The following is a 24030-nucleotide window of genomic DNA, read 5'->3' on the forward strand; positions in this document are numbered from 1 at the left end:
CGCTTTTTATCAATAAATAGCGGCAATACAGGTTTTTCCGTAATAACTCTTTTGCTATGATGCGAAAAAACGTCAATTAAGAGATTAAATTATGCCTTCAATGGACATCGTATCTGAGATCAATATCGAAGAAGTAAGAAATGCTGCTGAAAATGCAACCCGTGAATTAAGCACCCGTTTTGATTTTAGAGGGGTTGAAGCGAGTATAGAGTGGAAAAAGCCAAACGTTATCGTTAGCGCAGAAGGTGATTTCCAAGTAAAACAATTAGTGGATATGCTAAGAAATCAGCTGACTAAGCGTAAAGTAGATGCACAATCTATGACAGTTGGTGAACCTGAGTTTTCTGGTAGAAACTGTAAGGCAACTTGTAGTTTCAAGGAAGGGATAGATCAACCTACTGCTAAGAAAATCGTTAAATTGATAAAAGACAGCAAATTAAAAGTACAAGCGGCCATTCAAGGTGAGCAAGTACGCGTAACAGGGAAAAAGCGTGACGATTTACAAGCTGTAATGCGCCAAGTTCGTGAAGCTGAGTTAGGGCAATCTTTTCAATTTACTAACTTTAAAGATTAGTAAAATAATTCTTTATTAATAAAAACCTGAATTAAATCAGGCTGTAAACGAGTTTTTTGTACGGATGTTTTACACCGGCAGTACAGGCAAGTTTACAGCCTTATTCTAAGTTGACGGTTAGTCGTTACAATTAAATCAGCAAAATACTGTTTTTATTGATCCAGATTAAGTAAATTACAGAATCTTTATCAAAGGCTACTTAGGCCTAAATTACAAAAATTAAAATACAAAGATAGGTTATCATGGCAGGTTCTAGAGGCGAGTTTAGCTCTCGTATTGGCTTTATTATGGCAGCTGCAGGCTCTGCAGTTGGTTTAGGGAATATTTGGGGATTCCCGACTCAAACCGCGAGTAATGGCGGTGCAGCGTTCGTTTTCGTTTATCTTATTTTAGCATTCAGCTTAGCTTATCCCGCATTTATGGCGGAGCTATTAATCGGACGCTTTGGGCAGGCTAACGCCGTCACCTCTCTTCAAAAAATGTCGCGTACTAACGGGCAAAAAAAGTTTGGTTTTATCGTGGGGTTCGGTGGTGTTGTATGTGCTGCTTTGATTCTGAGTTTTTACGGCATTATTGCTGGCTGGATGGTCTCTTACGCGGTTTCACCTGTCGCGCTAACTTTAGGTAGCGAAAGTGTTTCTACTTGGGTGACAAGTCAGTCTATGTGGCGCAATGTGTTGTTTACCGCTATTTTCATGTTCTTTACCATTTATGTAATTCGTAGAGGGGTAGAGCAAGGTATAGAAAAGTGGTCTAAACGCCTAATGCCATTACTCATTGGTTTATTGTTGGTGCTAATCGGCTACGTTTTTACTTTAGAAGGTTCTAAAGAAGGTTTAAATGCATATTTAAATCCTGATTTTTCTCGAGTACTTGATCCTGATTTAATCATCAGTGCGTTAGGGCAAGCCTTTTTCTCTTTGTCTCTTGGTACTAGTGTCATGGTTATTTATGGCTCTTACATTTCTAAAAAGGAGAACCTTGTTTCTCTTGGCGCTCAGGTAACCTTAATTGACGTTTCTATTGCGTTCTTAGCTGGATTACTGATTATTCCTGCAATGTATGTTGCCCAAGCACAAGGTGTTGCGATATTTGCTGATGATGGAAGTTTAATATCTGGCCCTGGTCTAGTGTTTACAGTACTGCCTGCTTTATTTGACTCCATGGGCGCGATTGGAATATTAGTAAGCTTTGCCTTCTTTTTATTAATGTCTGTCGCGGCGTTAACTTCTAGTATTTCTATGCTAGAAGGGCCTGTATCTTACTTAGTAGAAAGGCATAGTATCGATCGCCAAAGAGCAACGGTAATCGTTGGTGCTATTATCTTTATGATAAGCGTTGGAATTATCAGTAACCTAGATGTTTTACTCGGTATGGTAGCCACACTAGCAACAGAATACGGCCAACCGATTATTGCCATGTTGTGTTGTGTATTTGTTGGTTGGATTTGGAAGCGTAGCGAAATACTTGATGAAATAAAACAAGGTCATCCTGAAGTAGAAAGTTCAGTATTCTGGAAGGTTTGGCCTTGGTATACCAAGTTTGTATGTCCAACGGCAATAGCTATCGTATTCATCCATTCCGTAATATAGCTTACCGTTAATCAAGTTATATTTTAATAAAAAGGCCTGCTCCCAATTGGTAGCTGGCCTTTATTGTTCCTAACTATTATTGCGTTACAAATTCAGTGACTTGCTTCAAACTAGCAGCACCAACTTTACGATCAACTGCTTCGCCATCTTTTATCAACAGTAGGGTAGGAATGCCACGTACACCAAACTGAGCCATCAACTCTGGTGCTTGGTCAGTATCTACTTTTACGACTTTCACGTCTTGATGGCTTTGAGCCACTTGTTCAAGAACAGGTGCAATCATTTTACAAGGGCCACACCAAGGTGCATAAAAATCAACTAATACTGTGCCTTGTGCATTTAATACCTCTTGCTCAAAGTTGTCTTGGGTAATGTCTTTAATCAATGTCATTTTCTTCTCCTTGGTTAAGTGCTGGCTATGTTATCGAGTAATTTATTGTTGATAAATATGCTTTAATAGTATTCACTGTTCTATAAATGGAATTATTAGTGCTACGTATTTTTTGTGTGATTGCTGGCTGGGAACAATTTATCGGGATAAGGCGACTGAATTAGATGACTATTTTATTAGACGACTACGCACTATTTACCGCAATTGCCGATGCGGGAACTTTAACTAAGGCTTCTGAGAAAACAGGAATTCCAAAGTCTAAACTTAGCCGTCGGTTGGCTGGCTTAGAGCAAGCTCTGGGGTGTCAGCTCATTTCAAGAACGACACGTAGTTTGTCTTTAACAGAAGCAGGTAAACTGGTCTTGCAGCACAGCCAGCAACCGGTTGAGTCGTTAAGAAACATAGAGCAACTTATTATCGACAGTTACTTCAAACCTAAAGGGCGACTCAATATTTTGTTCCCGTTAGAGTTTTTTAATCAAGTCGTATCGAGTTTAATTGCAGATTTTGCGGTGTCTTATCCTGAAATAGAAGTACATTGCAGTCACTATGCTGGCGTAATCCCAGAATTATCTTTGCAAGACGATTTAGTGTTTGTGTTACATGAAGATATGCTTAGTGCGTCAACGTGGGTAGCGAAAACCTTGATAAGCTTTCCTCAGTCTATTTATGGTAAGAAGGAGCTAGTTAGTGGGCTGGGCATGAGTATAGATATGCTGCAACAAGAACAGGCTATTCTGGCATTAGCAAATGAGCGTTGGAACTTTCGTGTGAAACAGCATCAACAGCTAATCTCTCCTAAATTATCTGTTGTTCTTTCAAGCCCCGAGATGCGCGTTGCTGCTGCTAAAAAAGGCATGGGATTAACTAAGCTACCTGATTATATAGGACAAAGGCAGGAAGAATTATCTAAGTTAGAACTACCACTTCCTGTTGTTGCGCAGCAATTAAGTGTACTTTATCAAAGCCGCAATATTCCGGCTAAAACACGCGCATTCTTGGATCATTTTCAAAGTAACATAGGCTGTTTAGTATAAATGCTGATATCAGATTTTTGGCCAGTTTAATGCTGCAACGTCCCCTAGTTCTGCTAGTTTATCAATACAGGTATCAGCTAAATAATGCTCTCCAAAAACAGGAGAGCAAGTATAGCGATAGTTTTGCCCATTCCAACTAAAGCTCAAGCTATAGGCGTGAAGATAGCCCCGATCGCTTTTGGAACTACTATAGTATGGATCGCCTAAAATCGGGCTGCCAATACTCGATAATGCCACTCGTATTTGATGGGTTTTACCTGTATAGGGCTTTACAACAAATAACCTAAGTCCGCTGCCTAGTCCATAGCTAAAAAATTGACTAATTGCAGGATTGTCATTTGAACGCAGTAGCTTCCATGCGCCTCTGCGACCTTTGCCCATATCGCCCTTGACCAAGCCTTGCTTTTTCTTGGGCTTTTTGTCGCTAATCGCGAGGTAAAACTTGTTGATTTGTTTGTGCTCAAAGAGCTGTTGAAAATTGATTGCTGCAGTTTTGTTTTTTGCAAGTATGACTAAACCAGATGTCATTTTGTCTAGACGGTGTACGGGATATAGTTCTTTTAGAGAGAGTAAGTGTTTACATTGGTTGAAAAATCCAGTGGAGGATTCTTCGTCTTGAAAACTAATATTTGCTGGTTTGACGACAATCAGAAAATCCTGATTATCGTCAAGTATGGTTATGTCAGTTAATGTCACAAACTCATTCCAATGAATACATACAGTACAATCGTAACAATCGCGCCAAATAACGCGTAAGGAAGCTGTGTTTTTACATGTTCAAAATGGTCACATCCACTGGCAATTGATGCAACTACCGTAGTGTCAGAAATAGGCGAAGCATGGTCACCAAAAATTCCACCCCCAAGCACTGCGGCAACAAGGAACTCTATAGGTAAGCCTGTTTGTTGGGCAACGGGTACTGCGATTGGAATGAGTATAGCAAAAGTACCCCATGAGGTACCTGTAGCAAAAGCCATAAAAGCTGCAGCGATAAAGATAAGAGGCGCAATCCAATAGTTTGCCACTTCAACTTGCAGCAATTGTGATACATAGCTACCTGTACCAAGCGCTTTAATTGCGTCACCGAATGCAAATGAAAGCACTAGGATTGCGACCGCTGGGCTCATATGTCTGATGCCTTTGATAGACGTTTTTAGAATGTCTTTCCAACTCATCAATTGATGACTTTTGATCATCATAATAAGAATAACCAAAGCGCTGACAATGGCCCAAAATACAGAAAACGCACCAGAGCCTCGTCGCATATCGCCATCACCAGTGACAAAAAGCAAAGTTAACGTTATCGCCAACAGCGCTAATAATGGAAACCACATAATGATAGCAGGTGATGATTTGTCGGTTTCGTCAATGTGGGTCGCAGTGGCTGCTATTGTTCTAGCATGCTTCATTGGACCAAAGACTTTTCCGCTATAGGCGGTATAGTAGGCTAGAACAAGTGCAATGATAGCGTAGAAATTAAAGCCTATTGTGGCAATTAACACGCCAACAGGGTCTTGCAAGTTGTAGCCATCGAGTAGTCCAAGTACATAGGCACCCCAGCCATTAATTAAGAAAATAATACTTACTGGTGCACAAGTTGAATCAATTAAATAAGCAAGCCTTGCACGGCTCAATTGGTATTGATCAAATAATTTTTGGCTCGCCATCCCTGCACTAAACATACTTAAATTGGTATCAGTAAATATACTGGTACCAACTACTGTAGGTAGTAATGCCGCTTGGCGAGAATTTCTGACGAGCTTCAACCTTGCCAACATATCAATAAAGCCATTGACTGCGCCAGACTGGTTCATTAATGCCACTAAGGCACCAATGAGTAAGCTAAAGGTAATAATGTAAACATTACCCATTGAAGAAAAGACGTTAATAAACCCTTCTGCTGAGAGCTTTAATCCTGCTAATACTTCCCAATTAGCTACCATGAAAAAGCACAGTAACATACCTGCTAATAATGCGAGCAGCGCGTTTTTACGCCAAATAGCGATGGCGATCGCTAGAACAGGAGGCAACAAAGAGAGAGGACTATCATGCATAACGTTTTTTCTATAATTATTATTGGACGCTAAACTTTACCTTAACTCGTCGCTATTAGAAACATTCACAATGGAATTAAATTTTTACACTTTATTGCGAATAGATTTCTAAAAGCGCTGGGTCTAATTTCGCACTATAGTTAAACTCATTGAAAACATACATTTCTATTGTTAGGGGATTGAATTTCTGAAGATAACCCTTAAATAGGATGTCAGACATCGCGTACAGCAACGGGACTCATTTTGACTTTATCTTTTCAGCAATACATCGACGCACTTGGCCAAGAATCTAATTTATCTAGTTTAGCAGGAATTGGGCGCGGTATAGAGCGAGAGGGCCTGCGCGTTCTCGCTGAAGGAAAACTTGCGACAACACCACACGCCAAAAAATTGGGTTCAGCGCTTACACACCCTCATATTACAACCGATTATGCTGAATCTTTAATGGAGTTCATCACGCCTGTTAGTCACAGCCCAGAAGAAGCTATTGCACAATTGCAGGATATTCAGAAATTTGTTCTTTCAAATATTGATGATGAGCTCATTTGGCCCATGAGCATGCCGTGTTTCGTCAGTAACGAAGACGATATTGAGTTGGCACAATATGGCAGTTCAAATATTGGTACGATGAAAACTGTTTACCGCCAAGGATTAAAAAACCGTTATGGCAGTATGATGCAGGTAATCGCCGGCATTCATTTTAATTTTTCGTTTAGTAAATCGTTCTGGGGCGTGTTAAAAGCGTTAGATAATGATCAAAGCGACGAGCAAACGTATATTTCGGAGCGCTACTTTGCTTTATTGAGAAATTACAAACGCTTTTGTTGGTTGATTCCATATTTGTATGGTAGTTCTCCAGCTATTTGTCCTTCGTTTTTACAAGCGCGAGAAACTAGCTTACCGTTTGAGAAATCGTCAACGGGATATATGTACTTACCGTATGCAACATCACTTCGAATGAGCGATTTAGGTTATACCAATAGCGAGCAGTCTTCTTTATCTATTTGTTATAACGATTTGCCTGGATATTTAGATGGTGTAAAAGACGCTATAAGCCTTTCTTCTGATAAGTTTGAAAAAATCGGTATAAAAGTAGACGGTAAGTATCAGCAACTTAACAGTAATGTGCTGCAAATCGAAAACGAGTTATATGCGCCGGTGCGCCCTAAGCAAGTAGCTCGCTCAGGAGAAAAACCTTCTGAAGCGCTTGCCGATAGAGGTGTTGAATATATAGAAGTTAGGGCGCTAGATGTAAACCCATTTGTTGATACTGGCATTAGCATAGAACAAGTATATTTTCTTGATATCTTCTTGACCTATTGTGCGTTGGCAGAAAGTCCACAATTAGCGTGTTCTAATCAGAATAGCTATGAGCAGAATATGGATGAAGTGGTTGTTCGTGGCCGAGACCCTCAACTATTACTTGATGATAACGGTATTAAAAAGTCAGTGAAACAATGGGGAAGTGAATTATTAGATGGTATGGAACAAGTCGCTATATTACTTGATAAGGCCTATGGTACGGATAAATATCAACTAGCGTTGAATACTGAAAGAGAAAAAATTAACGATCCGAGTTTAACCCCGTCGGCTAAGCTGTTAAACCTAGTGAATGAAAAACAGCAAAGCTTAACAAAGTGTGCGTTAGAAGCTGCGCAGGATTATAAAGCGCAACTGTTAGCGCGTCCTTACCAAGTATATAGCCAGGAGTATTTTGAAGGTCAAGCGATTGAATCTCTCGCTAACCAAGAAGCTATTGAAGAAGCTGATAGTTTAAGCTTTGATGAATTTCTTGAAGACTATTTTAAGTAAAGAGTCGAAAATTTTTCGTCTAAACATTTAAATCAGACAAAAAAAAGCGCGTTTTGGGTAACGCGCTGTTAATAAAAGAAAGCAGTCCAGGGAGGTGTTTGCTCTCATATAGTGTGACTACGCCTTTCTTGATTAGTTCAAAAAATAATCGAAAATATTTCTAAATTCTTAAATTTTTACCTAAGTGACTAATTAATTTAGAAATAAAAAAAGCGCGTTTATTAAAAACGCGCCGTAATAATCATGAAACACTAGGGAAATGAAAAACATCTTTCTCGTATAGTAAGAGTCCATTCGATGCTTAAAGTTCCCTTATGTACCTAAAAAAGATCCCTTCCTGCGTTTATTCGCTATAGTTATAGCGCTAATTAATTGAATATATTACTTTTATTTTTAACATTAATTGTGTAATTCGCGGTGTTGCTGATCTACAGCATACGTATGGAATCAATTTTTCATCATTTTATCTAAAATTTAAGGTAAGCTTTTCAACTCATTATATTAGAGCATATTGCGATGAAATTACTTCCTTTAAATAAGTATTTACCCAATGCCAGTTCCATTGCCTTTGGCTGCATGGGGCTAGGCGGTGGATGGAACGATAATCCTGTTTCAGCAGGTGATCTAAAGAATGGTCACCTTGCAATTGATACTGCGCTTGAATCTGACATTAACTTTTTTGACCATGCTGATATTTATACCTTAGGAAAGGCTGAACAGGTATTTGGTGAGTTATTAAAACAACGTGCAGATTTACGTGACAATATCTATTTACAATCGAAATGTGCCATTAGATTTCAAGAGGGCGATATTCCGGGGCGCTATGATCATTCGCAAGAATGGATAACGCACTCGGTAGATAACATTTTAACGCGCCTACATACTGATTATTTGGATATCTTATTGCTGCATCGCCCTGATCCTCTAATGGATGTTGAAGAATTAGCTCAAACCCTTCAACAACTTCAACGCTCAGGAAAAGTAAAGTACTTTGGTGTGTCCAATATGCATAGGCACCAAATGGAATTAATTAACGCCCATTTGTCGACGCCCCTAGTGGTTAATCAACTGGAAATGAGCTTGTCTAAACTAGGTTTTTTAGAACAAGGTGTTACGGTAGCCATGGGTGAAAGTGCCAATGTTGGTTTTGACACTGGCATTATAGAATATTGTCAATTAAACGGCGTGCAGGTGCAGTCTTGGGGAAGCCTAAGCCAAGGACTTTTCTCCGGCGCAGACTTATCTGAACAAGGGCAACATATTGTGGCAACAGCTGAGCTAGTGCATGATTTAGCAAATAAGTACCAAGTATCGAAAGAAGCGATAGTACTTGGCTGGCTAATGAAGTTACCTTATCGAATTCAACCTGTTATTGGTACTATAAACCCAGCAAGAATTAAAGCCTGTGCACAAGCTAACTCAGCTGCTATGCAAATAAGTCGAGAAGACTGGTATTCGCTTTATATTTCGTCGCGCGGCAAGCCTTTACCATAAAAGCTATGAACTATTTATAAAGCGTTGTTCATCATTAATTTTCTGGACTGTGCTGCTCAACATAAGAGACCAGCTCAGGAAAAAAGCTCATAAATACTTGCTCAAATTCCTGATAATGTAGAGTAACGTCCTCGGTACTTTTATCAAAAGAATTATCAAAACGAATACGTTTAGCGATGTTCTTTAAAGCAGTGGCAACACCTGCCTGTGTGCGATAATGCTCAAACCAATCGTCGGTGGTTACTCGACGAATAGTCTTACTCATTCGTTCTGGCATCACATCGAGCCGTTCTTGAAGAAGTTGATAGCTATTTTGTTTAAAAAGCTCGAATGGAATATGGTGAAACAGATGCCAGTGTTTTATTAAAAAGTGATCAAATAGTACATCTAAGGCTATACCTGCAAAACGTCTGTTATTACGATTAAACAATTGTTTTGCTTGTTTCACTAGTTCATGGCTATCGGTAAATCTATCTACCATATAGTGATTTTGTAGTCCTAGCTCAACATTAGAGGGTATTTCAGCAAGTTTTGTTGAACCACCAAAGTCACCGAGTAAATTCCCAAAGTGAGAATCAGCATTAGGTTTGGCAAGATATAAATGAGCAAGGTAGTTCATGCAGGTTTGTCTTAATAGAAAGTTGTGGATGATTATGTCTAAATTGTCATCTTACTATAAATAAGTTACTTTTTTTTAGGCAAAAAAAAGCGCGTTAAATTAACGCGCTAAACTATCCAAGGGAAACACAATATGAAAGTCTTGTAAGTTAAGAGTGGTGAGTTTTCTAAAAGTTCAAAAATAATTTATTTTTTTTCATTTTTTTTTATTGGCTTCTTTTTTTTAATAATTCTGGCATTATGAGCCCATAAAAAAGTCAGCTGAAAAGAGACATGAAAAAAAAATCTGTACTGCTTACTACTGTTTTATCTACTTGGCTGTTAGCTAGTTGCGCTACACCTCCACCTAAAAATCCTGAGAACCTTTGTGAAATTTTTAAAGAACACAGAGATTGGTATTTTGCCGCAAAAGACGCACGAGAACGCTGGGGTACACCAATTCATGTTCCTATGAGCATGATGTATCAAGAAAGTTCCTTCAAAGAAGATGCTTTGCCTCCTCGCGATTACCTATTTGGTTTTATTCCTTGGGGAAGAGTAAGCACTGCTTATGGATATTCTCAGGCTAAAACGATGACTTGGGATGACTATATTCGTGAAACCGGAAATAGTGGTGCTGATAGAGATGACTTTGACGATGCTATCGATTTTATGGGCTGGTTCATTTATAAAACCCATAAAATTAACAAAATATCTAAGTGGGATGCTTATAACCAATATCTAAATTACCATGAGGGTTGGGGCGGCTATAAGCGAAAAACTTATAAAAAGAAGGCTTGGTTAGTGAAAGTAGCCCGTAAAGTCGACAACAGAGCTAAGCGTTATAGTAGCCAGCTTAAAAGCTGTGAAGCTGACCTGAACAAAAGTTGGTTGTGGCGTTTGTTTTTCGGCTAAATGTTAGTGAGTTATCTGGGGATGCTTAACTTTTTACCTCTTTGGATAACTTTTCAACAGTAAGGCTTGTCAGGGCTTAATTTAGCTATTTTTAGCCCTGAATGAGCTTAATTATTGCTTTTTATTTATCTCGCGTTTTTAGACAAAACACCTTATTTACTACGAAACTTTTCTTTGGGTTGATTAACCTTTCGGCAAATGTGTCTGCATTGTTTTTTCTTAGCATTTTTCCTGCCAAAACACCTTATATTACTGAAATTTGCCTCTAGGGCAGTGGTGCCGTGACCTTAACGAAAATGCAAAAAAAACTTCATTTTTTTTGCAAAAATAGTTTGCAAAATTAGAGGGCTTTATTTTTATGGGGTTGGCTTTGTTATCCACAGAAATTGTGGAAATGTGAGTTATTAATATTGCTTGTGGATAACTGTGTGGAAAATAAAAATTGTATTCACAAAAATAGCAAGCCACCTTTTATTGAGCAATTGTGCTCAATAAAAGGGTTTGTGTTATATCTGACTCTCTGTTTCCGCGTCTTCAGATTGATAAAACTCTGGCATGATACGTACTGTTTTGATCATATTGCCATTAACATCGACAATTTCTAACGGGTAGCCTGCTATACGAACGCTTAAGTTAGCTTCAGGAATGTCTTCTAAGTATTCGAGAATAAGGCCATTAAGGGTTTTAGGGCCGTCAATTGGAAACTTCCAATCCATTTCTTTATTGATATCGCGTACGTTTGCTGTGCCATCAACGAGGTAACTGCCGTCCTGCTGCGGGTGAACTTCTTCAGATGGGGCAGGTGTCATGGTGGTAGTAAAATCACCGACAATTTCTTCTAAGATATCTTCTAATGTTACTAAGCCTTGAATATCACCATATTCATCGACAACAAGTCCTAAGCGCTCTTTGGCGCGTTGAAACTTTAACAATTGTACGTTAAGTGGTGTACCTTCTGGAATAAAGTACAACTCGCGTACTGCTCTAAGTAAAGTTGCTTTTGTGAACTGGTTTTTAGACACTAGCTTTAATGCATCTCGCACGTGAACATAGCCAACTACATCGTCGATAGTATCGCGATAAAGTAATACTCTGGTATGAGTAGAGTGGGTCAGCTGTTTCTGAATTTTCTTCCACTCTTCATTTATATCGATGCCAATCAAATCACTGCGTGGCACCATAATATCTTCTACTTTTACTTTTTCCAGATCTAAGATACCTACCAGCATATCTTGATCGCGCTCTGCGAGTAGTGCACCCGATTCATTTACCACGGTTCTAAGCTCTTCAGAGCTTAAACTATGTTGTTCACGTTGCTCAGGGCTAACACCAATAATCGCTAACAAGCCATTGGTAATCCAATTAACAATGACAACTAACGGATAAAGAATCTTTAGTAAAGGGGCGAGAATTAGCGAACTTGGGAAAGAAATTTTCTCAGGATACAAGGCGGCCAACGTTTTAGGCGTTACTTCTGCAAAGATTAAAATAACGAAGGTCAAGATTACAGTCGAAGCGATGAATCCACCAAAATCACCCAGTAGTCGAGTGCCAATGATAGTCGCGATAGACGCTGCGGCAATGTTTACGAGGTTATTTCCAATTAAAATTAAGCCGATTAATCTATCTGGGCGTTCGAGTAACTTACTAACTCGCTTAGCGCCTTTATGATTTTCTTTTTCTAAGTGTTTTAACCTATATCGGTTAATTGACATCAAGCCCGTTTCAGAACTAGAAAAGTAGGCTGATAGAAAGATAAGTACACCCAATATTATAAAAAGGGTACTTGTAGCTATGCTGTCCAAAAAGGGGGTCCTATATTGCCAAACACAATTGCTTATTAAAGCAAGAGGTTATTTATACCGCATATTTTATGATAAGAGAACTTCTTTCACGAATTTGCTGCCAAAATAGGCCAATGTTAATAAACTAGACGCGATTAGCGTTAATATTAGCACTCTTTTACCTCGCCAACCTTGTCTGTAGTGGCCCCACAAAGTAACACTATAAATTGCTAATGCGATTAACGATAATATGGTTTTATGCGCATTAGACTTATCAATAAAGCTATCTAAAAACGCTAAGCCCACGACTTGGCTTAAGAATAAGCACAAGGTGCCCACACCTAAGATAGTAAATAATTGCCCTTCGACTTGCATAAGTGGAGGTAATTGACTCACGGCCATTAGGTTTTTATCTTTCAACTTCATGTTGATATAGGCAACTTGGAAGCAATAAAGGGTAGCAATAATTAAAATGCAGTAAGCGACTAAGGCGATGGTAATGTGACTAACAACTGCTAGTTTTTCCGCCATCACAGGTAATTGCGCGTCATGAGGAATAAAGGTATAAACAAGTTGCCAAATGGCGGCAAAGCCATAAGTAACTGGGAGTAATAGGTTGACGCGATATTTCAATGCAAGTGCTGTTATCGATAAGGTAATAACTAAACTTACTAAAGAAATGACATTAGGCAAAGCAAAGTTAACGCCCGAGTTAGCTAAGATGAGTTGCGCTGTAGCTAATGTTTGTAAAACGATCCCAGAACAGCCTAACAAAAGGACTGTTTTAAGGTGTGGGCCATCAGGATGAAAAAAACGCACAACAACAGCAAAAGTGGCTAAAGCGAAACATATACTGGCAGCAATACTGCCGACATTGGCTAATTCCAAAGAACTAATTCCTTTTTAAGCAACCTACTTAGGGCTGCATATTATCAAAATGATTCATCAAGGCTACTATTATCTATGCTTGTCGCTTGATGTAAATCACCTTTTTACAATTCTAACGACCTATAATAAGTTTTCTAATCGGCTTTATTGCTAAAAATGCTAACAATACTACTGATGATAGGCCAATGCTATAGGGCAGAATTTCATGGCTATGGGCCATTTGATGACCTAAATCAATTTGGTAAAAGCTAAGGCCAAAATCGAGTAATAAGCCGAAGCCAATTGCACAAATTGAAATACCTGCTAGGTAACGAATAAGCACATTAGTACCCATTTCTTTTTTAATGACACCTAAGGTTGAAATATTTGTTGCTGGCCCTGCCATCATAAATACTAGCGCTGTTCCCGGAGAAATACCCGCCATGATAAAGCCAGCAGCAATAGGCGTAGACGCTGTCGCGCAAATATACATAGGAATTGAAATAGCGATCATAAGTAACATGGCAGGTAAGCCGCTACCGTAACTTAACAAAAAGCTCTCAGGGACAAAAGTGCGGATTAAAGTGGCAAATATTAAACCTACTAATAGCCAAACAGCTAAGTCGTCAATTAATCGAGTACCAGCATACATCAACCCTTCTTTGGTGTTACTCCATATACTTGGTTTTTCGGGGACTTTAGAGGAACAGCAAGAAGTCGTTTTCTTGGTTTCTTCAACTTTTGTTTTTGAAGCGCAGCAGTTTACCGAGTTTTCACTTGTATTGGTTGCGTCAGGATTAGTGGTTGCCACTAATAAACCTGTCGCTATCGCTGATAAGATGGCAGTAATGGGGCGATAGATTGCCATGATTGGCCCTAACATCGCATAAGAAACAGAGACAGAGTCAACACCCGTTTCAGGGGTAGCGACTAAAAATGAAGAGGTTGCTGGCGCAGAAGCTCCACTCCTCCTTAATTCAGTTGCAACAGGGATCACTCCACAAGAACACAGTGGCAGAGGCGCACCAATAAATGCCGCTTTGACAATAGCCATCTTACCTTTACCTAAATGGTGACTAAGAATTTTGGTTGGCACTAACGCTTTCATTAAACCGGCAATGATTAAACCTAGCAGCAGCCATGGACCTGCTTCTATACTTAGATCGAGAAAATTAATAGCCAGTTGTGAAAGTATGTCCATTCGCTCGGTACTCAAAAACTTTTTATCAAAGCTAGCTTACCATGAATTTTACTACGCGTACTCTTTAACCAATGACTAAGTAACAAATTTTAACCACTTTTAATTCGTGGTTTTTTCTTGAAAAGTGGCAATTTTGTTATTATTTGAAGAGTAAAGCTTTCGCTTCTTTTTCGCACGCGTATAATGAAGCGTTATTTTTCCCCATTTATGTCTGTAATTTGAGAGTGACATGTTTGAGAATCTTTCTGATCGCTTAACCAAAACCCTGAAAAATATCAGTGGTCGTGGTCGTCTAACCGAAGACAATATTAAAGATACCTTGCGCGAAGTGCGTATGGCGTTATTAGAAGCTGACGTTGCTTTACCGGTAGTTCGTGAATTTATTGCGAAAGTTAAGGAAAGTGCGGTTGGGCAAGACGTTTCCAAGAGCCTAACGCCTGGTCAGGTCTTCGTAAAGATTGTTCAAAAAGAACTTGAAACAGCAATGGGTGAAGTGAACGAATCACTTAACCTAAAAACTGCACCACCAGCAGTTATATTAATGGCTGGTCTTCAAGGTGCGGGTAAAACCACCTCTGTTGCTAAACTATCTAAGTTTTTAAAAGAACGTGAAAAGAAGAAAGTGTTGGTGGTAAGTGCTGACGTTTATCGTCCTGCCGCTATCAAACAGTTGGAAACGCTAGCTGCTGACGTTGGTGTTGATTTCTTTCCAAGTGATATCAAACAAAAGCCTATTGATATAGCCAACAGTGCGATTGATCACGCCAAGAAAAACTTCTTCGACGTGCTTATTGTTGATACCGCGGGTCGTTTGCATGTTGACGAAGACATGATGGGCGAGATTAAAGACTTACATGCTGCAATTACTCCAGTGGAAACATTATTCACTGTTGATGCTATGACAGGTCAAGATGCTGCAAATACAGCTAAAGCCTTTAACGATGCGTTACCACTTACAGGTGTCGTTTTAACTAAAACCGACGGTGACGCCCGAGGTGGTGCTGCGTTATCAATTAGACATATCACTGGCAAACCAATTAAATTTATGGGTGTTGGTGAAAAGATTGAAGCGCTAGAGCCCTTCCATCCAGACCGAATAGCCTCGCGCATTTTAGGCATGGGTGATGTTCTATCTTTAATTGAAGAAGTAGAACAAAAAGTTGATCGCAAGAAAGCAGAGAAACTTGCTAAGAAAGTAAAAGCGGGTAAAGGCTTTGATTTAGAGGATTTCCGTGAGCAGCTTGTGCAAATGAAAAGCATGGGTGGCATGATGGGCTTAATGGATAAGTTACCGGGCATGGGCAATATCTCTGACCAAATGAAAGGTCAGGTGGATGACAAAATGACGGTACGTATGGAAGCCATTATTAACTCGATGACGCCAGCTGAACGCGCACGTCCTGAAATTATCAAAGGTTCGCGTAAGCGCCGTATTGCTGCCGGCTCTGGTACGCAAATTCAAGACGTAAACAAACTGCTTAAGCAATTTACGCAAATGCAGAAGATGATGAAGAAAATGTCTGGCAAAGGCGGATTACAGAAAATGATGCGCTCAATGAAAGGCATGATGCCACCAGGTGGAATGGGTGGCATGGGCGGAGGCGGCTTCGGCGGCTTTGGTCGATAACCTCACCACCACAGTTATAAAAGAGCCGCGATTTATCGCGGCTTTTTACTATTTAACGTCGAAATGAAGCGTTGAACAAAGATCTTTGAATCGAAGTCAAAAAAGCGAATGTTGTCTCCATATTTACGTTTACTTCGACAGTTAAGTTCGATTAATCTGATGATAAAAAAGAACAAGGAAATACCATGCACAACCTTATTTTTGCCGTTATTTTGCTACTAAGCTTTGCGTCTTTTTCACAACAAGCTCAAGCTCAAGACAAAAAGCAAGCGATTGAAAATACGCTTCATACTTTCTTAGCGACTAACACATTACGCAAAACTCACGATGACTTTTGGGCCGAAGAGCTTATTTATACTAGTTCAAATGGCACACGTTTTGGAAAAGACAATATTATGTCTGGATTCAGCGAAAAGCCTGAAGCAAAAAATGACGATGTCTCTAAGTGGACGGCAAAAGAAGTGGATATACGTTTGTATGGTGAAATCGCGATTGTTGCCTTTAAGCTTTTTAACCACAATGCTCAAGGTGAATTAGTTCAACGTTACTTTAATACCGGGACATTAACCCTGCGTGACGGGCGCTGGCAAGCGGTTGCGTGGCAGGCAACCAAAATCCCTAACAAAGCGAAATCTCAATAAAAGAATTCCTTACTACATTAAGTAAGTTCTTTATTTATACTAAGCTTCATAGATAAGCCCCGTATTAAAGGGGCTTTCATCTTTATCTACCATCAATAATACTGCTTGCTTTTTGGCTAAAAAAGCGTAGAATACGCGAGCTTTTCTGTCACCTCGGTGTCAGGAAGTGTCTGGAAATTCGTTTTAACATTTAATTTATATAGAGGACGATATGGTTACCATTCGTTTAGCTCGTGGCGGCGCAAAGAAGCGTCCATTCTATCAGGTAGTTGTTGCAGACAGCCGTAACTCTCGCGATGGTCGTTTCATCGAGAAAGTAGGTTTCTTCAACCCTTCAGCACAAGGTCAAGCGGAAAAATTACGTTTAGACCTAGACCGCATCAACCACTGGGTTGGTCAAGGTGCTGGTGTATCTGATCGTGTGGCAAAGCTTGTTAAAGACGCTCAAGCTGCAGCTTAATTATTGATCGGATTGTAGGTTATGGCACAAGAGCAGAATGAAGTAGTTGTTGGCAAAGTAGGCGCAGTTTACGGTGTCAAAGGCTGGTTGAAAATTCACTCTTTTACCGAAGACCAAGAAGCAATTCTCGACTATTTTCCTTGGTCGTTAAAATTAGGAAACAAAGTACAGACTGTTGAAGTAACTGACTGGCGCAAGCACAACAAAGGGCTTGTGGTAAAAATAAACAACATTGATGATCGCGATGCTGCACAAACATTTGTGAATTCTGAAATTGTTGTTGATCAGGCATCATTGCCTGAGCTTCCAGAAGGTGAGTTCTACTGGCGCGATTTAATCGGCATGAAAGTAGTCAACACTTCCGGTTATGATTTTGGATTGGTTTCTGATTTATTAGAAACGGGTTCAAACGATGTACTTGTTGTTAAAGCTAATCGTAATGATGGCTTTGGTAAGAAAGAAAGGTTAATTCCTTATATTGAAGACCAAGTGATTCATTCGGTAAGCGTTGAAGATAAACAAATTTGTGTTGACTGGGACCCAGGTTTTTAACTCGTGAGTGACAACAAATTGTGGATTGGGGTGATTAGCCTTTTTCCCGAAATGTTTGATGCAATAACTGAGTATGGGGTGACTGGCCGAGCTATACGCAACGGGTTAATTGAGTTTCATAAGTGGAACCCAAGAGATTTTACCCATGATAAACATCGCACTGTCGATGATCGCCCTTACGGCGGTGGTCCAGGCATGTTGATGATGGTACAACCGTTACGTGACGCTATTGAAGCTGCTAAAAAAGCCGCTGAAGTAGACGGTAAAAAAGCTAAGGTCATTTATTTGTCACCTCAAGGACGTAAACTCGACCAAAGTGGTGCCCATGAGCTTTCACAACAAGATCGCCTGATATTTATAGCAGGTCGATATGAAGGCATAGACGAGAGACTGATCGAATCGCATATCGATGAAGAATGGTCTGTCGGTGATTACATATTAAGTGGTGGCGAATTAGCCGCGATGAATGTAATCGATGCCGTAGCACGGTTAGTGCCGGGTGTGTTAGGACATAATCAATCTGCTGAACAAGATTCTTTTTCAGATGGATTGCTAGATTGCCCTCATTACACTAGGCCTGAGGTATTAGACGGTAAGTCGGTTCCTAAAGTGTTACTGAGTGGAAATCATGAGCATATAAGACAATGGCGAGAATATCAGTCTTTAGAAAGAACATGGACCAGAAGACCAGAACTTTTAACTGACCTAGCTCTGACGGCTGAACAGCAAAAGATGCTTGAACAAATCAAGCAAAATGCAACAGACCGTGAATCCTAGGAAAAAGGTAATATTATGAGCAATATTCTTAAAGAGCTCGAACAAGAGCAAATGAAAAAAGACCTACCTGCGTTTGCACCATCAGACACAGTAGTAGTTCAAGTAAGAGTTAAAGAAGGTAATAAAGAACGTCTTCAAGCATTTGAAGGTGTTGTTATTGCTGTTAAAAACCGCGGCTTACACTCAGCTTTCACCGTACGTAAAATTTCTAGCGGTGTAGGTGTTGAACGTGTATTCCAGACACACAGCCCGTTAATCGACTCTATCGAAGTTAAGCGTCGCGGTGACGTTCGTCAATCTAAACTTTACTACTTGCGTGAGCGCTCTGGTCGTTCAGCACGTATTAAAGAGAAGTTGGCTAAAAAGTAATTTTCTTTGCTCAAGAAAATTACGCAGTATAACTGCTCAAAGAAACCCGCTTGGTAAAACAAGCGGGTTTTTTAATGCCGTAATATCTCTAGAAAAGGGGTAAATGAATAAAGAACTTGCAAATTTTTCTCTTTTTACTTCACACTAATAAAAGTTATACAAGAAGAGTGAAGTTATGGTTGTTGTTTCTCAAGACGCTAATCTGCAAATTGAACCTAGCGCATTTTCTAAACAAAGCCACCAATTTTGGACGTTACAGTTAAGTGGCTGGTTTGGTTACGCTGTCGTTGTTTTTATTGCGATTATTCGCCCGCAATTTAACGATGAAAACTTTAATTTATCTGGTCAGATTATAAATTTAGGTGTAGAAGTCTTAAGCGGCTTTACTCTTTCATATGTTTGCTGGTGGGTGATCAGGCAAACAGTACACTTGCCACTTAAAAAAACTCTACTTATCAGCTTTGCCAATGCCGCCTTGATGGGGCTTATCTTCAATATCGTAAAATTAGCCTCTTATAAAACCGTTGTCTACCACCAAGTGTGGTACGAAGAATGGAACATGTTGGAGTTTGGTGGCTGGTTTCTCTTTTCTGTATCGACCATGTTTATATGGACAGCTATATTTTTCATCATGCTCTATAACACCAAGTTACAAAAAGAGCATGAGATGCTTTTAAGGGCGCAAACGTCAGCGAAAGAGTCACAGCTACAAATGCTGCGCTATCAGCTCAACCCTCATTTTATGTTTAATACCATGAACGCCATTTCAACCTTGATTTACAAGCAAGACAACGAAAAGGCTGGGGAGATGCTAGATAAACTTTGTGCTTTCTTTCGCTATTCTTTAGAACAAAACACTGAAGTGGAAAGTACGATAGCTAAGGAAATGGAACTTTTAACGCTTTACCTTTCTATCGAAAAAGTGCGTTTTGGTGAACGCTTACTAGTGACGGTTGACGTAGATGAGCGAGCAAATGATGCCAAAGTTCCTGCGCTTTTTATTCAGCCTATTATCGAGAACGCTATCAAATACAGTGTTGAGTCGAAAAAAGGGCGAGCAGAAATTTATGTCAATTGTTTGGTACAAGAAACTAAGTTAATTGTATCAGTGAAAGACAATGGCGTTGGCTCCCTTTCTCAGAGCGAGCACGGCTTTGGTATTGGCCTTAATAATACCCGTGAACGTTTAAATACCTTGTTTAATGAACAGGCTGAGTTAAACTTCGAGCAAAAAGATACGGGCTCCACCGTAACGATTTCAGTGCCCTATATTCAAGAGTAAATTTATGCCAAACCAATCTTTTACCGCGATTATTGTTGACGATGAGCCGTTAGCTATTGAAGGCTTAAAGTTAAGGCTTGAAACAATAAAAGATATTAACGTTATTGGCGAAGCAACTGATGGCGAGCAAGCGATTGCCTTGTGTCATGAGTTACAGCCAGACGTGCTATTTATAGATTTGCGCTTGCCGGGCATTAATGGCTTAGAAGTTGTTCAACTATTACAGTCAGATGTAATGCCCTTAGTGGTTTTTGTTAGTGCTTACAGTGAGTATGCGCTAGATGCTTTTGAACTTAATGCCATTGATTATATTTTAAAGCCTGCCAATGTCGGGCGCTTACAAAAAACCATGGAGCGGGTACGCGAAAAATTAGTTCCTCTACAGCGAGATGTGGAAAAGTTTCGTTTGTTGAAAGCGTTAGGTGAAACCTCTGGTATTGCCATTTCGGAATTAGAAGAGTGGCTTGAGAATAGCCAAGAACCACTTCCTGCTAATTTTAGGCAGGAACTTATCATAAAAAATAGCGACAATGAAAAAGTGTTTGTACCGGTAAAAAGTATTCGCTGGATTGACGCAGCTGGCGATTACATGTGTATTCACACGCAAGAAGAGAACTTCATTGTCAGAATCACCATGAAGAAGCTAGAAAGTGAATTAGATCAATCTATGTTTCAGCGAATTCACAAGTCGACTTTGGTCAACATCAATTGCGTTCAAAGTATCCAAGCCCTTAAGAACAATGAAAGCCTGTTAGACTTAGGTGAAGGGGTCAAGCTAAAAGTGAGTCGAAATTACGCAGATTCAGTAAGGGCAATCATTGATTCACGCACCTTATAACCGAAAATCGCTTTACCGCAGTTTTGTTTCTTTTCATCGCAGTTTTTCAAAAAATTCATGTAATACCGCAATTTAAATTCGTGATGGCGCATTTGCGTTGTCGAATTTTATCACCTATACCACCATTAAGCTGATTCAATTTGTAATCACAAACCTAACATTAGCAAAGTCACATGTTCACCAATATAAAACAAAGAACATGCATAGGTAGGGGGAGATTTCTGTCAAAAGGGCAACGATTTAGTCTGTTGCCTAGCTGTATTGATAGAACCTGCTTTGACTAAAGTGGAATATAATTATGAATAAAGCAGCAAAGTCTATGTCTAAGGTGTTCGCACTCTCTATTGCGGCCACACTTGTCGGTTGCGGAGGGGGAGCCGAAACCAAAACTAACCCAACTAAAGTTGATCCAACGGTACCTGTTGAAGATTGGCAAATGGTATGGGCTGATGAATTCGATGGTACCGAAGTTGATTCCTCAAAATGGACCCATGAAGTTAACTGTGCAGGCGGAGGTAACAATGAAAAGCAATGTTATACCGACAGCAGTGAAAATTCTTATATTGAAGACGGTATCTTACATATCGTTGCTTTACCCGCAGCAGAAGGTGCTGAGAAACCATATACATCTGCAAGGTTAAACAGTCGTTACAAGGGCGACTTTAAATATGGCCGTTTTGAAATGCGCGCCAAATTGCCGAGTGGCCAAGGAAGCTGGCCGGCATTTTGGATGTTACCTACAGATGAAGTTTACGGTGGTTGGCCGAAATCTGGTGAAATCGACATAGTCGAAGCAGTAAACTTAAAAACACAAGATGCCGAAGGTAATAGTGAAAGCAAAGTATACGGCACCCTTCACTACGGTCGTGACTGGCCAGACAATGAGTCTAGTGGATTAGATTATACCTTACCTGAAGGACAAAACCCTGCCGATGATTTCCATGTTTACGCTATTGAATGGCAAGAAGGTGAAATTCGCTGGTACGTCGATGGTTACTTGTATCAAACCCAGCGACGCTCAGAAGTTAGATATAACAGCAAAGATGAAGCGGTTGGCCTTTCTCATCGAGGCTGGTTTGCTGAGTACTTTGATCAAGCTTCTGGTGAGTTAGTTACCCATTGGGATAATGCGCCATATGATCAAGAGTTTCATTTATTGCTTAACTTAGCGGTAGGTGGTAACTGGCCTGAAAACGTTAACAACGGTGGCATTGATGAAGCGGCATTTGCCAATGGCCAGCATTACGAAATTGATTACGTTCGTGTTTATCAATGTGCACAAAATCCAGAAACGGGTAAAGGTTGTGAAACCGTTAGAGGCGGTTACGACAGTACTGACGATGCATTGGTAGAAGGCAAAGCGCCAATCCCAAGCCCACCATCGTCTGGTGTTCCAACTAATTTAACCATTTTTGATGGTACACCAAATCCAAATTGGCCTGCGTGGGATTGCTGTGGTGGCTCTACGCCAAGTATTGTAGAAGACAGCGCTCAAGGTTCTGTATATGAATTTTTGGTAGGCGCAGAGCCAACAGTAAACGGTTTTATATCTCGAGACGAGTTTATTACCGACCCAGAAGGCAAAGCGACACCTTTTGATGCCAGCCCTATGGTTGATTCAGGAAGTGTTAGCTTTATGATGAAAGTTGAGTCGTTACCAAATAATGCTGATGCTGCTTGGTTGTTTAAAATTGAAAGTCAGGGTGCCTCAACTGCTGTTGAGCTTGAATTAACGGCTAGTTCTGAAGGCGTAGCGCCAAGTGCAGGTGAATGGCAAACGTATACTTTTCCTTTAAAAATGCTGGCTGATGCTGGACTCGATTTAAGTGCCATCGATGTAGTTATGGTATTTCCAGCTTGGGGTGCAGGTGAAGGTGCAGTATATCGTATCGATGAGTTTACTATTGCATCTTCAGATTCAGTATCTCCTCAGTTAACTGTTTTTACTGATGGTGAAAACCCAAGTTGGCCTATGTGGGATTGTTGTGGTGGCACTACACCGACAGTTGAAACTGATGATGATGCTCATGGCGCGGTAGCAGAGTTTGCTATCGGTGCTTCACCTACAGTGATGGGCTTTATTTCTCGTGAAGAATTTATTACCGCCGAAGGTGCTAGTCCTGCACCGTTCGATGCAACCTCAATTTTAGCCAACGGTGTTATCCAATTTGAAATGAAAATGACGTCAGCACCGAATACCGCCGATGCTGCTTGGAAGTTTAAAGTTGAAAGTGATAATGCCACAAGTGCTGTTGAAGTAGATTTAAATACTAGCGTTGAAGGTATCTCACCAACATTAGACCAATGGCAAACTTATACTTTTAACCTATCTGATTTAGCCGATGCAGGACTTGATGTTAGTGCGATTGATGTACTGATGATTTTTCCTGCCTGGGGCTCTGGAGAGGGTGCGATTTATCGTGTTGATAACGTAAAAATCTACGATCCAAATGCATCTTCAGGATTTAATGGTCATGTCTTATTTGCCGACCAAGCACTTGAGCAATGGACTATTTGGGATTGTTGTGGTGGTTCAACGCCAACGGTTGAAAACGACGATGCAGACCATGGTCTAACGGCTGAATTTGTTATTGGCGCAACGCCAACGGTAATGGGCTTATTAGCTGACGATAATGTTTACCTTGATGCTTCAAGTTTACTAACAACAGGTGTTGTACAGTTTGAAATGAAAGTAGTTACTGCCCCTAATGATTCAAGCGCTGTATGGAAATTTAAAATTGAAGGTGGTGACGCAACATCAGCGGTAGAACTAGATTTAACCGCAAGTAAAGAAGGCATGGCGCCTGTTGTTGGTCAATGGCAAACCTACACTTATTCACTTCAAGACCTTTTTGACGCGGGTTTAGATATTAGCCAAATCGATGTTGTTATGGTGTTTCCTGCTTGGGGAACCGGCGAAGGTGCTGTTTATCGTCTAGACAATGTCATGATTTACGACCCTAGTAGCGTACCACAAGCTCAAGGCTTAACACTTTATAAAGATAGCCAAAATGCAGAGTGGCCTATTTGGGATTGCTGTGCTGGTTCAACGCCTACAGAAGAAACTGATGACGCAGAACATGGTTCAGTAGCTGAGTTTGTTATTGGCGAATCGCCAACGGTAATGGGCTTTTTAGCTAATGAAGGCGTTTATTTTGACGCAACT

At 40.1% G+C, this 24030-nt stretch carries 21 protein-coding genes and 1 pseudogene; 15 read left to right on the top strand and 7 right to left on the bottom strand.

Annotated elements, in window-relative coordinates:
- The first annotated feature begins 91 nt into the window (after nucleotides 1-91).
- Together ACOB80_RS11730 and ACOB80_RS11735 are read left to right on the top strand one after the other, a co-directional pair.
- The gene (locus ACOB80_RS11730; protein ID WP_473166023.1) at nucleotides 92-574 is read left to right on the top strand and encodes a YajQ family cyclic di-GMP-binding protein; all 483 of its coding nucleotides are present in this window, start codon (nucleotides 92-94) and stop codon (nucleotides 572-574) included.
- Between the two features lie 242 nt (nucleotides 575-816).
- Nucleotides 817-2166 carry a sodium-dependent transporter gene (locus tag ACOB80_RS11735; protein ID WP_473166024.1) on the top strand — a complete coding sequence of 450 codons (1350 nt, stop codon included), beginning with the start codon at nucleotides 817-819 and terminating at the stop codon, nucleotides 2164-2166.
- Between the two features lie 76 nt (nucleotides 2167-2242).
- Here ACOB80_RS11735 and trxA read toward each other — a convergent pair whose 3' ends face one another.
- Complete coding sequence (trxA, locus tag ACOB80_RS11740) at nucleotides 2243-2557, bottom strand: thioredoxin (protein ID WP_473166025.1); 315 nt, start codon at nucleotides 2555-2557, stop codon at nucleotides 2243-2245.
- 164 nt (nucleotides 2558-2721) lie between these two features.
- Between trxA and ACOB80_RS11745 the strand changes: the two genes are divergently transcribed.
- Nucleotides 2722-3594: a LysR family transcriptional regulator gene (locus ACOB80_RS11745; RefSeq protein WP_473166026.1), complete on the top strand. Its 873-nt coding sequence runs from the start codon at nucleotides 2722-2724 to the stop codon at nucleotides 3592-3594.
- Between the two features lie 9 nt (nucleotides 3595-3603).
- Here the strand turns inward: ACOB80_RS11745 and ACOB80_RS11750 are convergent, their stop codons facing one another.
- Both ACOB80_RS11750 and ACOB80_RS11755 read right to left on the bottom strand, forming a co-directional pair.
- A complete protein-coding gene (locus ACOB80_RS11750) occupies nucleotides 3604-4290 on the bottom strand; it encodes a TIGR01621 family pseudouridine synthase (RefSeq protein ID WP_473166027.1) in 687 nt (228 codons plus the stop codon).
- Nucleotides 4287-5648: a Na+/H+ antiporter NhaC family protein gene (locus ACOB80_RS11755; protein WP_473166028.1), complete on the bottom strand. Its 1362-nt coding sequence runs from the start codon at nucleotides 5646-5648 to the stop codon at nucleotides 4287-4289. Before ACOB80_RS11755 ends, ACOB80_RS11750 begins: the two co-directional genes overlap by 4 nt.
- Nucleotides 5649-5891: 243 nt before the next feature.
- Here ACOB80_RS11755 and gshA point away from each other — a divergent pair, with 243 nt between their 5' ends.
- Both gshA and ACOB80_RS11765 read left to right on the top strand, forming a co-directional pair.
- Nucleotides 5892-7460 (top strand): glutamate--cysteine ligase, encoded by a 1569-nt coding sequence (gene gshA, locus ACOB80_RS11760; protein WP_473166029.1) that lies wholly within the window; start codon nucleotides 5892-5894, stop codon nucleotides 7458-7460.
- A 516-nt stretch (nucleotides 7461-7976) separates the two neighbouring features.
- Nucleotides 7977-8954: an aldo/keto reductase gene (locus ACOB80_RS11765; RefSeq protein ID WP_473166030.1), complete on the top strand. Its 978-nt coding sequence runs from the start codon at nucleotides 7977-7979 to the stop codon at nucleotides 8952-8954.
- Between the two features lie 34 nt (nucleotides 8955-8988).
- Here ACOB80_RS11765 and ACOB80_RS11770 read toward each other — a convergent pair whose 3' ends face one another.
- Nucleotides 8989-9573: an acyl carrier protein phosphodiesterase gene (locus tag ACOB80_RS11770; protein WP_473166031.1), complete on the bottom strand. Its 585-nt coding sequence runs from the start codon at nucleotides 9571-9573 to the stop codon at nucleotides 8989-8991.
- A gap of 272 nt (nucleotides 9574-9845) precedes the next feature.
- Here ACOB80_RS11770 and ACOB80_RS11775 point away from each other — a divergent pair, with 272 nt between their 5' ends.
- Nucleotides 9846-10466 (top strand): transglycosylase SLT domain-containing protein, encoded by a 621-nt coding sequence (locus ACOB80_RS11775; RefSeq protein WP_473166032.1) that lies wholly within the window; start codon nucleotides 9846-9848, stop codon nucleotides 10464-10466.
- A 506-nt stretch (nucleotides 10467-10972) separates the two neighbouring features.
- On the opposite strand, the gene ACOB80_RS11780 is transcribed toward ACOB80_RS11775, so the two are convergent.
- The 3 genes from ACOB80_RS11780 to ACOB80_RS11790 form a co-directional block, all read right to left on the bottom strand.
- Nucleotides 10973-12271 (bottom strand): HlyC/CorC family transporter, encoded by a 1299-nt coding sequence (locus ACOB80_RS11780; RefSeq protein WP_473166033.1) that lies wholly within the window; start codon nucleotides 12269-12271, stop codon nucleotides 10973-10975.
- A 66-nt stretch (nucleotides 12272-12337) separates the two neighbouring features.
- Nucleotides 12338-13138, bottom strand: coding sequence for a cytochrome C assembly family protein (locus ACOB80_RS11785; protein WP_473166034.1), 801 nt, complete (start codon nucleotides 13136-13138; stop codon nucleotides 12338-12340).
- 112 nt (nucleotides 13139-13250) lie between these two features.
- Nucleotides 13251-14318, bottom strand: coding sequence for an SO_0444 family Cu/Zn efflux transporter (locus ACOB80_RS11790; RefSeq protein ID WP_473166035.1), 1068 nt, complete (start codon nucleotides 14316-14318; stop codon nucleotides 13251-13253).
- Nucleotides 14319-14547: 229 nt separating this feature from the next.
- Between ACOB80_RS11790 and ffh the strand changes: the two genes are divergently transcribed.
- The 9 genes and pseudogenes from ffh to ACOB80_RS11835 form a co-directional block, all read left to right on the top strand.
- Nucleotides 14548-15945: a signal recognition particle protein gene (gene ffh, locus ACOB80_RS11795; protein ID WP_473166036.1), complete on the top strand. Its 1398-nt coding sequence runs from the start codon at nucleotides 14548-14550 to the stop codon at nucleotides 15943-15945.
- Between the two features lie 185 nt (nucleotides 15946-16130).
- Nucleotides 16131-16586 (top strand): nuclear transport factor 2 family protein, encoded by a 456-nt coding sequence (locus ACOB80_RS11800; RefSeq protein ID WP_473166037.1) that lies wholly within the window; start codon nucleotides 16131-16133, stop codon nucleotides 16584-16586.
- A gap of 211 nt (nucleotides 16587-16797) precedes the next feature.
- Entirely contained in the window at nucleotides 16798-17046 is a 249-nt protein-coding gene (gene rpsP, locus ACOB80_RS11805; RefSeq protein ID WP_473166038.1) for a 30S ribosomal protein S16, read from the top strand.
- A 21-nt stretch (nucleotides 17047-17067) separates the two neighbouring features.
- A complete protein-coding gene (gene rimM / locus ACOB80_RS11810; RefSeq protein WP_473166039.1) occupies nucleotides 17068-17598 on the top strand; it encodes a ribosome maturation factor RimM in 531 nt (176 codons plus the stop codon).
- Nucleotides 17599-17616: 18 nt separating this feature from the next.
- A complete protein-coding gene (gene trmD, locus ACOB80_RS11815) occupies nucleotides 17617-18375 on the top strand; it encodes a tRNA (guanosine(37)-N1)-methyltransferase TrmD (RefSeq protein WP_473166289.1) in 759 nt (252 codons plus the stop codon).
- 15 nt (nucleotides 18376-18390) lie between these two features.
- Nucleotides 18391-18744: a 50S ribosomal protein L19 gene (rplS, locus tag ACOB80_RS11820; protein WP_473166040.1), complete on the top strand. Its 354-nt coding sequence runs from the start codon at nucleotides 18391-18393 to the stop codon at nucleotides 18742-18744.
- 175 nt (nucleotides 18745-18919) lie between these two features.
- Nucleotides 18920-20026 (top strand): sensor histidine kinase, encoded by a 1107-nt coding sequence (locus ACOB80_RS11825; protein WP_473166041.1) that lies wholly within the window; start codon nucleotides 18920-18922, stop codon nucleotides 20024-20026.
- Between the two features lie 4 nt (nucleotides 20027-20030).
- The gene (locus ACOB80_RS11830; protein ID WP_473166042.1) at nucleotides 20031-20864 is read left to right on the top strand and encodes a LytR/AlgR family response regulator transcription factor; all 834 of its coding nucleotides are present in this window, start codon (nucleotides 20031-20033) and stop codon (nucleotides 20862-20864) included.
- 298 nt (nucleotides 20865-21162) lie between these two features.
- Nucleotides 21163-23817: pseudogene (locus ACOB80_RS11835) on the top strand (family 16 glycosylhydrolase); the annotation flags it as partial.
- Nucleotides 23818-24030 lie beyond the last annotated feature (213 nt).

The organism is Thalassotalea coralli (genome assembly GCF_055786205.1).

Coding starts and splice junctions, on each gene's coding strand:
- rimM (WP_473166039.1), top strand. CDS start 17,068: ATGGCACAAGAGCAGAATGAAGTAGTTGTTGGCAAAGTAGGCGCAGTT.
- trxA (WP_473166025.1), bottom strand. CDS start 2,557: ATGACATTGATTAAAGACATTACCCAAGACAACTTTGAGCAAGAGGTA.
- ffh (WP_473166036.1), top strand. CDS start 14,548: ATGTTTGAGAATCTTTCTGATCGCTTAACCAAAACCCTGAAAAATATC.
- ACOB80_RS11775 (WP_473166032.1), top strand. CDS start 9,846: ATGAAAAAAAAATCTGTACTGCTTACTACTGTTTTATCTACTTGGCTG.
- ACOB80_RS11765 (WP_473166030.1), top strand. CDS start 7,977: ATGAAATTACTTCCTTTAAATAAGTATTTACCCAATGCCAGTTCCATT.
- ACOB80_RS11735 (WP_473166024.1), top strand. CDS start 817: ATGGCAGGTTCTAGAGGCGAGTTTAGCTCTCGTATTGGCTTTATTATG.
- rplS (WP_473166040.1), top strand. CDS start 18,391: ATGAGCAATATTCTTAAAGAGCTCGAACAAGAGCAAATGAAAAAAGAC.
- ACOB80_RS11730 (WP_473166023.1), top strand. CDS start 92: ATGCCTTCAATGGACATCGTATCTGAGATCAATATCGAAGAAGTAAGA.
- rpsP (WP_473166038.1), top strand. CDS start 16,798: ATGGTTACCATTCGTTTAGCTCGTGGCGGCGCAAAGAAGCGTCCATTC.
- ACOB80_RS11800 (WP_473166037.1), top strand. CDS start 16,131: ATGCACAACCTTATTTTTGCCGTTATTTTGCTACTAAGCTTTGCGTCT.
- ACOB80_RS11830 (WP_473166042.1), top strand. CDS start 20,031: ATGCCAAACCAATCTTTTACCGCGATTATTGTTGACGATGAGCCGTTA.
- ACOB80_RS11770 (WP_473166031.1), bottom strand. CDS start 9,573: ATGAACTACCTTGCTCATTTATATCTTGCCAAACCTAATGCTGATTCT.
- ACOB80_RS11755 (WP_473166028.1), bottom strand. CDS start 5,648: ATGCATGATAGTCCTCTCTCTTTGTTGCCTCCTGTTCTAGCGATCGCC.
- ACOB80_RS11745 (WP_473166026.1), top strand. CDS start 2,722: ATGACTATTTTATTAGACGACTACGCACTATTTACCGCAATTGCCGAT.
- ACOB80_RS11790 (WP_473166035.1), bottom strand. CDS start 14,318: ATGGACATACTTTCACAACTGGCTATTAATTTTCTCGATCTAAGTATA.
- ACOB80_RS11825 (WP_473166041.1), top strand. CDS start 18,920: ATGGTTGTTGTTTCTCAAGACGCTAATCTGCAAATTGAACCTAGCGCA.